The sequence below is a fragment of the Bulleidia sp. HCP3S3_C9 genome, from assembly GCF_052064035.1.
Lineage (GTDB): Bacteria > Bacillota_I > Bacilli_A > Erysipelotrichales > Erysipelotrichaceae > Bulleidia.
In genome coordinates this window covers 1-2,632 of record NZ_JBQHWJ010000095.1, presented here as the reverse complement: position 1 = coordinate 2,632, position 2,632 = coordinate 1, and the positions used below count along the sequence as shown (strand labels likewise).

Below are 2,632 nucleotides of genomic sequence, written 5' to 3'. Positions count from 1 at the left end.
TATAATTCAGCACATCGATGCAAGAAATATCCATAACCTATTGGCTTATATCAAAATAAGTACTAAAAAATGGCTTAAATAAGCTAAATAACATTTGACTTATTAGGGAGGCTTAAAAGCAGATTACACATTAGATGACTATAAGTCTTTATTTAGTGTTCCTATGGAAGACTATTATAGACAAATTGGGTATACATTTGAAAATGAATCTTTTCATGATGTTGGTGTAGAATTCTATGGTCTATATGAAAAATACTTTTCTGAATGTACTTTGAATGAAGGCGTATTGGATAAACTACAGGAAGCAAAAGAAAAAGGGTATCAGAATATTATTCTTTCTTCTTGTGAGCATCAGGCACTTGTTAGTCAATGTCATAGATTAGGTATTGATACATTGTTTACAAGTATTATGGGTGTGAATGATCTTATTGGTGGCAGTAAAGTGGAAAATGGCTTGCGTTGGCTAGAAGATACTAATATAGATGTCAGTGAATGCATGTATATTGGTGATACAAATGCGGACTATGAAACGGCTGCAGCTTTAGGTATTCAAAATATTACATTGGTTTCTTTGGGACATCAATCATATGAAAGACTCAAGAAACTTCATGATCATACAGTACAGACTTTTGCGGAGGTAATTATATGAAATATTGTCCAGTGTATAAGAAATGTGGTGGGTGTGCATATATTAATACTGAATATGCAGATCAGCTCAAAAATAAAAAAGAATATATTCAATCATTGTTTCCAAAAAACAATGTTGAACCTGTCATTGGTATGAAAGAACCATACCATTATAGACATAAGATCTATGCAACGTTTTCTCATAATCGAGATGGTGTCATTAAATGTGGCATGTATGAAGAAAATACACATAAAGTCATTGATACGAAAATGTGTCTGATCCAGCATGTGAAAGCAAATGATATCTTGCGTGATATGTGTTCTTTAGCAACAAAGATGCATATTGAATCATATGATGAAGATACTGGCAGAGGTGTTTTAAGACATGCATATATTCGTATTTCTCACGCAACAAATGATGTTCTATTAACAATTGTTATTGGTAGCAAGAATCTTCCTGGAAGTAATGCATTTGTTAAAGAAATGGTGAGAATGCATCCTGAAATTAAATCTATTGTATTGAATCATAACAGTGATGATACTTCTATGGTACTTGGCAAAAAGAATCATGTGTTGTATGGAAAAGGTTTCATTGAAGATGAAATCATGCATACAAGATTCCGTATTTCAACAAATACGTTCTATCAGGTAAACCCAGTACAGACAGAAAAGATTTATTCCACTGCGATTCAGATGGCACAGCTTAAGAGTACAGATACTGTACTAGATATGTGCTGCGGTATTGGAACAATTTCATTGATTGCATCTAAGAAAGCATCATTTGTTTTAGGAGTTGAAATCAATGAAGATTCTATTCGTGATGCGATTGGTAATGCGAAAAGAAATGGTATTAAGAATGCACAGTTTATTGCATGTGACAGTGAAGAATTTATTGAACAGTTAGAGGATTCTCCAAATGTTGTATTCTTAGATCCACCTAGAAATGGATTTACAGAAAAATTTATGAAGCAATTGGATCATTTAAAGTCAGACAAGATTGTTTATATCTCATGTAATCCATCAACACAGGCAAGAGATATTGCTTTCTTAAAGCATTATCAAATAAAAAAGATTGTTCCTGTAGATAACTTCCCATTTACAAAACATGTGGAAAATGTGATTCTGTTGACTAAAGTGCACAATTGATAGTGTGAATATGCTTAAAATATAAGGCTTTTTCGGTGTTTTGGTATCCAAAAATCAAGTGTAGAAAAAACAATAATCCCCAGCAATCTATCTGATTTTTATAGTTAAGTAGATAATAGTATTGAGAATAGGTTGGGCAGGCAAAAATATTGAACTTAGAAGGGAGGCCTCCTATTGAAAAAGAAAAACGACGAAATAACCATTCGTTTCAGTGCAGCGGAATACCTGACTTATGTTGCCTCTGTAGGTGATCAACAGGACAGCAAAGAGATGCGCTATGAGGATGAGAATATATGGCTGACACAGAAGATGATGGCTACATTGTATGATGTTGGTTTACCAACGATAAATGAACATATTAAAAAAATATACGCGGATAGTGAATTGGAAGAGGCCGCAACTATTCGGAATTTCCGAATAGTTCAAACCGAAGGCTCTCGCCAGGTAACACGCGATACCAAGCACTATAGCCTTCAAATGATCATTGCCGTAGGATTCAAGGTCAATTCCGAGCGTGCGGTACTGTTCCGTAAATGGGTAAACCAGATCGCCGTTAAGACACTAGATTTGAATAAGACATTTAAAGATATCGCACACCAGTTAAATGAAATGGTGAATATGCATTTTAAGTTGGATGTGAGTTAGTGCAATGGATTTGGAAATGGGTATGTTTCACGATGTTGATAGTTGGTTTTTCATCAGCAAAAATACAAATGTTATAATAAAGTTAGTAATTTAAGGAAGGTAAAAAAATACATAACTGACCACCTGATTCAAAAAAGTTCAGAAATCTCTTTAGTGTCCGCTTTTTAGTACAATAAAATCATATTGCTGGATATACACTTTAACTGCGAGGTAA

General features: G+C 33.8%; 2 protein-coding genes and 1 pseudogene. All 3 read left to right on the top strand.

Translation table 11 applies throughout. From position 1 onward, the window contains the following. Positions 1 to 133: 133 nt before the first annotated feature. Positions 134 to 649 (top strand): annotated as a pseudogene (locus tag ACTND6_RS10790) (HAD family hydrolase); the annotation flags it as partial. Beyond that, positions 646 to 1,773, top strand: coding sequence for a 23S rRNA (uracil(1939)-C(5))-methyltransferase RlmD (gene rlmD, locus ACTND6_RS10785; RefSeq protein WP_441024222.1), 1,128 nt, complete (start codon positions 646 to 648; stop codon positions 1,771 to 1,773). The pseudogene ACTND6_RS10790 and the gene rlmD, both read left to right, overlap by 4 nt. A gap of 174 nt (positions 1,774 to 1,947) precedes the next feature. Next, the gene (gene rhuM / locus ACTND6_RS10780) at positions 1,948 to 2,418 is read left to right on the top strand and encodes a RhuM family protein (RefSeq protein WP_441024225.1); all 471 of its coding nucleotides are present in this window, start codon (positions 1,948 to 1,950) and stop codon (positions 2,416 to 2,418) included. Positions 2,419 to 2,632 lie beyond the last annotated feature (214 nt).

What these genes read in the sequence shown, in the direction of transcription:
- rlmD (WP_441024222.1), top strand. Translation starts at nt 646, where the DNA reads ATGAAATATTGTCCAGTGTATAAGAAATGTGGTGGGTGTGCATATATT.